General features: G+C 71.2%; 7 protein-coding genes. 2 read left to right on the top strand and 5 right to left on the bottom strand.

What is annotated here, in order from left to right:
* The first annotated feature begins 210 nt into the window (after positions 1-210).
* Entirely contained in the window at positions 211-459 is a 249-nt protein-coding gene (locus ACFYT4_RS24620; RefSeq protein ID WP_389272884.1) for a bacterioferritin-associated ferredoxin, read from the top strand.
* 189 nt (positions 460-648) lie between these two features.
* Here ACFYT4_RS24620 and bfr read toward each other — a convergent pair whose 3' ends face one another.
* On the bottom strand, positions 649-1,128 hold the full coding sequence (gene bfr, locus ACFYT4_RS24615) for a bacterioferritin (RefSeq protein ID WP_389272920.1): 480 nt from the start codon (positions 1,126-1,128) through the stop codon (positions 649-651).
* 160 nt (positions 1,129-1,288) lie between these two features.
* Between bfr and ACFYT4_RS24610 the strand changes: the two genes are divergently transcribed.
* Positions 1,289-1,921, top strand: a complete 633-nt coding sequence (locus tag ACFYT4_RS24610; RefSeq protein WP_389272881.1) for a sulfite oxidase-like oxidoreductase — start codon at positions 1,289-1,291, stop codon at positions 1,919-1,921.
* A 109-nt stretch (positions 1,922-2,030) separates the two neighbouring features.
* Here the strand turns inward: ACFYT4_RS24610 and ACFYT4_RS24605 are convergent, their stop codons facing one another.
* The 4 genes from ACFYT4_RS24605 to ACFYT4_RS24590 all read right to left on the bottom strand — a co-directional run bounded on the left by ACFYT4_RS24605 (position 2,031) and on the right by ACFYT4_RS24590 (position 6,611).
* Positions 2,031-2,639 (bottom strand): DUF4396 domain-containing protein, encoded by a 609-nt coding sequence (locus ACFYT4_RS24605; RefSeq protein ID WP_389272878.1) that lies wholly within the window; start codon positions 2,637-2,639, stop codon positions 2,031-2,033.
* A 100-nt stretch (positions 2,640-2,739) separates the two neighbouring features.
* Complete coding sequence (locus tag ACFYT4_RS24600) at positions 2,740-3,591, bottom strand: deoxyribonuclease IV (RefSeq protein WP_389272875.1); 852 nt, start codon at positions 3,589-3,591, stop codon at positions 2,740-2,742.
* A gap of 8 nt (positions 3,592-3,599) precedes the next feature.
* Entirely contained in the window at positions 3,600-5,531 is a 1,932-nt protein-coding gene (gene pknB, locus ACFYT4_RS24595) for a Stk1 family PASTA domain-containing Ser/Thr kinase (RefSeq protein WP_389272872.1), read from the bottom strand.
* Positions 5,532-5,816: 285 nt separating this feature from the next.
* On the bottom strand, positions 5,817-6,611 hold the full coding sequence (locus tag ACFYT4_RS24590) for a thiazole synthase (protein WP_389272869.1): 795 nt from the start codon (positions 6,609-6,611) through the stop codon (positions 5,817-5,819).
* Between the last annotated feature and the right edge of the window lie 5 nt (positions 6,612-6,616).

Genomic DNA, 6,616 nt, shown 5'->3' with positions numbered 1-6,616 from the left:
CCCGCCCCGGGGCGCCTTCGTGTTCGGGCGCGCCTTCCCCCACATCTCTCCGCCCCCGGGCCCCGGCCCCCCCGGGCCCCCCCCGGGCGGGGGGGGGGCCCCCCCCCCCCCCCCCCCCCCCCCCCCACTCTGCTTTTGCCCCTCGACGTGGCGGGTAAGGTTAGGTTAGCCTCACCGAGGAATCGGGAAGGCGCGACCCATGGTCGGGAGGTGAACCGCGTGTACGTCTGCTCATGCTTCGGCATCACGGAGAAGCAGGTCAAGGAGCACGCGGCCGCCGGTGCCTGCACGCCGCGGCAGATCGCCTCCGCCAGCAAGGCGGGCACGGACTGCGGTTCCTGTGTGCGCAGGATCCAGTCCATCCTGGGCCGGGGCGCCTGCCCCCGCCGGGAGCTGCTCGATCAGGGCAGATCCCCGCTGACGGCCGTCACGGACGAGGCCCTCGACGAAGCCGCCTGATCCCGTCCGATCGATCGGTCGCCGGGAGCGCGAGCCCCGCCGTACGTTCTCGCCGGTCGTTCTCGGGCCGTGGTGCTCATGGTGTGGGGCTCACTCGGGGGCGTACGGGTCGGAGCGAGCGGCTCCGGACCGGGACCGGGGTCCGCAGGAGCGTTTCCCCTGGCGTTCCCGCATGCTCGGCGCGGGCGCTCAGCTCTCCGGCTGCTCGATCAGCTGGGCGATGTAGAGCGGCTCACCGAGCTTCTCGATCAGCTCCAGCTGCGTGTCGAGGTAGTCGATGTGGTGCTCCTCGTCCGCCAGGATCGACTCGAAGATGTTCGCCGAGGTCACATCGCCCTTGCCGCGCATGACGTCGATACCGCGCTTGAGCCGGTCGATCGCCTCCACCTCGACCTGGCGGTCCGCCTGGAACATCTCGCTGACGGTCTGCCCGATGCGTACGTGGAACAGCCGCTGGTAGTTCGGCAGGCCGTCGAGGAAGAGGATCCGGTCGGTCAGAACCTCGGCGTGCTTCATCTCGTCGAACGACTCGGACCGTGTGTACTTCGCGAGCTTCGTCCAGCCGAAGTTCTCCTGCATCTTCGCGTGCAGGAAGTACTGATTGATCGCCGTCAGCTCGGCGGTCAGCTGCTCATTCAGAAACTCGATGACCTCGGGGTCGCCCTGCATCGCAGAGGCTCCTTCCACGCGTATGACCATGGGGGGCGGGTGCGCGCATCCTCGCACCGCAGCCGAGAGCCCGTCCAGTAAGTGCCTCCTTAGTAGGAGTTGCCCGAATCGGCGCAGACCTGGTCATGACCACCCCTCCCGGTCTGTCACCATGGAGGGCATGGGTCAGCGGGAGAGCCGGGATTACCGCGCAGCAGAGGGGACCGGGCTTCCGCCGGGCCAGCGACTGCAGCGTGGCTGGCCGGTCACCCACTACGGGCCCGTACCCAAGTTCAAGCCGGACCGCTGGGAGTTCAGGGTCTTCGGTGCGACGGCGGACGGCGACAAGCACTGCTGGAATCACGAGGAGTTCTCGGCGCTGCCCTTCTCCACGGTCGTCGCCGATCTGCACTGTGTCACGAAGTTCAGCATGCTGGGGGCCGAATGGGGCGGTGTGCCCGCCCGTACGATCGTCGATCTCGCCCCGCCGGCCGCGGAGGTCACGCATGTCATGGTGTGGGCCGAGTACGGCTTCAGCGCCAATATGCGGCTCGGCGACTTCACCGCCGAGCGCTCGATCTTCGCCACCCACAAGGACGGTGAACTGCTCACCGCCGAGCACGGCTTCCCGCTGCGTCTGGTGGTGCCGCATCTGTACGCCTGGAAGGGGCCCAAGTGGGTCCGGGGCGTGGAGTACATGACCGCCGATCGCCGCGGTTTCTGGGAGGAGCGCGGCTATCACAATCTCGGCGACCCCTGGCGGGAGCAGCGCTACTCGTACCAGGAGGAGCCGGGGGACGGCCCGGAGCTGTAGAGGCCGCCTCCGGAACCGCTCGCCTGGGTAGCCGGTGGTACCCGTGCGTCCGTCGGGGCGATGCCCCGGTGCGGTCCGGTGGCTCGACGTCGGGTACCGACGGCGTGTGTCAGTGGAACTGGTGCATCACCGCGTGGCCCTTGCCGCGGCCGATCAGCCACTTGTTGACCGGTGTGGTGACCAGGAACGCGATCACGAAGGCGATGGCCAGCGCGTACCAGAACAGGCCGTCGGACAGCTCCGCGTGCATGGCTCCCGGCCAGAGCGCGAGAACGCTGTTGTCGGTGATCTCCATGACGGTGATGGAGAGGGTGTCGGCGGCGAGCGCGACCTTCACGGCGGCCTTGAAGCTCAGGCCGGCCTTCAGGATCGTCATCATGGTGAACGAGTAGCCGAAGATGAACGCCAGGAAGATCGCCAGTGCCATCGTCTGCGCGTTTCCCCAGCCCAGCGCGGTACCGATGACCATGCCCAGGACCTCACCGATGGCGCACCCGATCAGGCAGTGGAGGGTGGCCTTGGCGGCCATGCCCCAGCTGACGGAGCCGCCGGGGGCGCCGTGTCCGGCGTGCGCACCGTGTCCCTCATGGCTGCTGTGATCGGTGTGACTGCTGAGGTCCGTCTGTCCGCCGTGATCGGTGTGTTCGCCGTGCAGGTGGGCTGTGCCGTCCGCGTTCTGGTCGCGGGCGGAGTGGTGGGCATGGGAGTCGTGCTGCATGAGTGTTCCCCAAACTCAGGTGTGCGTTCCTGCCGACAGCGGAAGACTATATACCCCTATGGGGTACTGTTTGAAACAGTTGTCGCCGCTGAAACGGCAGCTACTCCCGGAACCGCTTGAGCCTGGCCACATCCGCCGCGTGCCCGTCTCTGCCCCCGGGCGTCTCGATGACCAGCGGTACGCCCTCGGTCGCCGGATGGCGCATCAGTACCCCGAACGGCTCGTCGCCGATACACCCGGCGCCGATATTCTCGTGACGATCTTTGTGTGTGCCAACCATTTCTTTCGAGTCGTTCGCGTGGACGAGCCCCAGCCGCCCCTCGCCGACCGTCTCCACCAGCAGATCCAGGGCCTGCTCCATCCCCCGCGGGCCCGCGAGATCGTGCCCGGCCGCGTAGACATGACAGGTGTCCAGGCAGATCCCCAGCCTGGGGTGGGCCTCCAGCGCCTCGACGTACGGGCCGAAGTCCTCGATCCGGGAGCAGAGCGAGGAGCCCTGGCCCGCCGTCCCCTCCAGCAGCAGCAACGGATCGTCGTCGTGGGTCAGCTCGTCCAGCAGCGGCAGCATCAGCTCCCGTACCTGAGCGAGCGCCGTCTCACGCGAGCGGCCCCCGGTCGCCGAACCGGTGTGCACCACCACACCCAGCGCGCCGATCTCCCGGCCCCGGCGCAGTGAGTGGCGCATCGACTCCACGGACCGCTCGGCCGTCGCCTCGGTGTGCGAGCCGAAGTTGATCAGATATGGGGCGTGGACATAGGCGGACAGCCCGGCGTCCGCGCACCCTGCCCGGAACGCCTCGTCCTGCGCCGGACGGCCCACGGGGGTCGCCCAGCCGCGCGGATTGGCGACGAAGACCTGGACGGTCTCCGCCGCCAGCTCCCGTGCGTACGCGAGCCCGGCCGTGGCGAGACCGCCCGCCACGGGTACGTGGCCGCCGACGGGATTGCGCATGCGGGTGTCTACAGCCCCTTGATCGTGATCGTGACGGTGCCGCCCTCGGGGGCACTGTCCTCCGCGGACGGGGACTGGCTCGCGACGGTGCTGCCGAGATACGGGAAGCTCTTCTCGACCTCGACCGTGAAGCCCGCGTCCTCCAGCTTCCGCTTGGCGTCCGCCTCGGAGTCGCCGGTGACATCGGGGACGGCGACCATGCGCGGCCCCTTGGAGACCGTCAGGGTGATCGTGTCGCCGGCGGCCAGTTTCGCACCCTCCGGGGCGGACTGCCGCGCGACCGTGCCCGCCTCCTCGGGAGAGTTGACCTGCCCGGGGGCGACCGTGACGGCGAAGCCCGCGCCCTCCAGCTCGGCGGTCGCCTCCTCGACCGAGTCGCCCCTGACGTCGGGGACGTCGATCGGGGCGCCCTTGCTGACGACGACGGCGACCGCGGAGTCCGGGCTGCGCCCCGTCCCGGCCGCCGGGTCGGTGCCGATCACCAGGCCCTGGGGCACGTCCTCGCTGAACTCCCTGGTGACCACCCCCGGCGCGAGGCCCGCCCTGCGGAGCTTGTCCTCGGCCGTGGCGAGCGGATCGCCCTTCACCGCCGGTACCCGGACGATCTCCGGGCCGCGCGAGACGACGATCGTCACGGAGCCGTTGCCCCGGATGCGCTCATGGGTCGCCGGGTCGGTGCCGATGACCGTGCCGCGCTCGACCGTCTCGCTGAACTCGCGGCGGACGTCCCGCACCTCCAGCCCGGCGCTCTCCAGCTGCCTGCGTGCGTCGCCCTCGGACTTGCCGATGAGCGCGGGGACACGGGTGAACTGCCCGGAGTTGATGTACCAGACCCCGGCGCCGACACCGAACACCATCAGGACGGCCACCACGATCGCGACGACGCCGCGGCGGGGGAGCCCCGGGCGGCCGGGGCGCCGGGCCCCCGCCGGTGCGGCGGGCGGCATGGCGAGCCGCGCGGTGTGGCTGACCCGCGGCTCCTCGCGGGGCAGCACCCGGGGAATGACGTCCGTACGCGCCTCGGCGTCGGCGGGGCGCTCCGGCGTCCCGGACGCGTCGGTGACCGCCCGGGGAGGCACCAGGTCCAGCTGGGCGTCCCCGAGGTCCGCGCGGGTCTCCCGGGTCTGCGCCAGCAGCGCCACGGCGTCGTGCGGACGGACGTCCGGATTGCGGGCGGTGGCACTCGCGATCAGCTCGTCCAGCTCGACCGCGAGCCCCGGGACCAGCGCCGACGCCGCCGGAATCTGCTCGTTGAGATGCCGGTAGAGGACCTGGGCGGGGGTGTCGCCCGTGTGCGGCTTGGTGCCCGTCAGCATCTCGTACAGGACCACCCCGCACGCGTACACATCGGTACGGGTGTCCGACGTGCCGTGCTCGATCTGCTCGGGGGCGAGATAGGAGACCGTGCCCAGCACGGTGCCGGTGGTGTTCGTGACCGAGCCGACCGAGCGCACCAGGCCGAAGTCGGCGACCTTGACCCGGCCGTCGTCCCCTATCAGCACATTCTCCGGCTTGATGTCCCGGTGGACGAAGCCGGCCCGGTGCGCCGCCCCCAGCGCCGCCAGCACGGGCTCCAGGATGTCCAGCGCGGCCCTCGGCTGGAGCGCCCCGCGCTCGCGCAGGACGTCCCGCAGGGTGCAGCCCGCCACGTACTCCATCGCCAGGTACACATACGCGCCCTCGGCGCCCTGGTCGAAGACGGCCACCACATTGGGGTGGGCCAGGCGCGCCACGGACTTGGCCTCGCGGATGAAGCGCTCGACGAACGCGGCGTCGGTCGCGAGCGCCGGATGCATCACCTTGAGCGCCAGCTCGCGGTCGAGGCGGGTGTCGACGGCCCGGTAGACCGTGGCCATCCCGCCGACGGCGATGCGCGCGTCGACGCGGTAGCGGCCGTCGAGCACCTGCCCGACGAGAGGGTCCTGGAGGGTCGTGTCCACGAGCTGATTCTACGAGTCACCACCGACAGCCCCGCCGCGCCGGAGCGGGACCGGGGCAGTACTGAGTCCGACCTGTGACAGCCCGGCCGCACCGCGTCCCGTACCCCCTGGCCTGCGGGCACGGGCCGGGCCGCCTCCGCGTACGTCCGGACCTTCCGGCGATCGGGGTGCGGATCCCGGGCGGAGCCCCGGCGGGAGCCGTGCGGTGGCCCGTGCCCGGGGCGGGCCACCGGCCTCTGCGGCGATCGGGGTACCGGGGAGCCCCGTGACGCGCGGCGGCGCGGATCAGAACGCCGGGCGTTCCGGATCCAGCACCGCCAGGCCCGCCGCCGGCGACGAGGCCTCGGCGAAGTGGCGGCGCGGAATCCGCCCCGCCCGGTGGGCGAGCCGCCCCGCCTCCACGGCGTGCCGCATCGCCTCCGCCATCAGGACCGGCTCCTGGGCCCGGGTCACCGCGGAGGCCAGCATCACCGCGGCGCACCCCAGCTCCATCGCCACCGCCGCGTCGGACGCCGTGCCCGCACCCGCGTCCAGGACGACCGGCACGCGCGCGTGCTCGACGATCAGCTGGAAGTTGTGCGGATTGCGGATACCGAGCCCCGAGCCGATCGGCGACCCCAGCGGCATGATCGCCGCGCAGCCCACGTCCTCCAGCTTCCGGGCGAGCACCGGGTCGTCGTTGGTGTACGGCAGGACGGTGAAGCCGTCGTCGACCAGGACCTCCGCCGCGTCCAGCAGCTCGACCGGATCGGGCAGCAGCGTCCTCTCGTCGGCCACGACCTCCAGCTTGACCCAGTCGGTGCCGAGGGCCTCACGGGCCAGCCGGGCCGTCAGCACGGCCTCCCCCGCCGTGAAGCAGCCCGCGGTGTTGGGCAGGACGCGGATGCCGAGCTTCGCCAGTACGGAGAGCACGGAGCCCTGGACCGTCGGATCGAGGCGGCGCATCGCGACCGTCGTCAGCTCGGTGCCGCTCGCGGCGAGCGCGCGCTCCAGGACGTCGAGGCTGGGCGCGCCGCCCGTGCCCATGATCAGCCGGGAGGTGAACGTGGTGTCGCCGATGGTGAGCCGGTCGTCCGCCATGGCGG

Origin of the sequence: Streptomyces sp. NPDC004609 (assembly GCF_042873655.1) — a bacterium.
In the GTDB taxonomy this organism is placed as follows: domain Bacteria; phylum Actinomycetota; class Actinomycetes; order Streptomycetales; family Streptomycetaceae; genus Streptomyces.
Note: the sequence above shows the minus strand (reverse complement) of the source record. Positions and strands in the feature narration are given on the sequence as shown.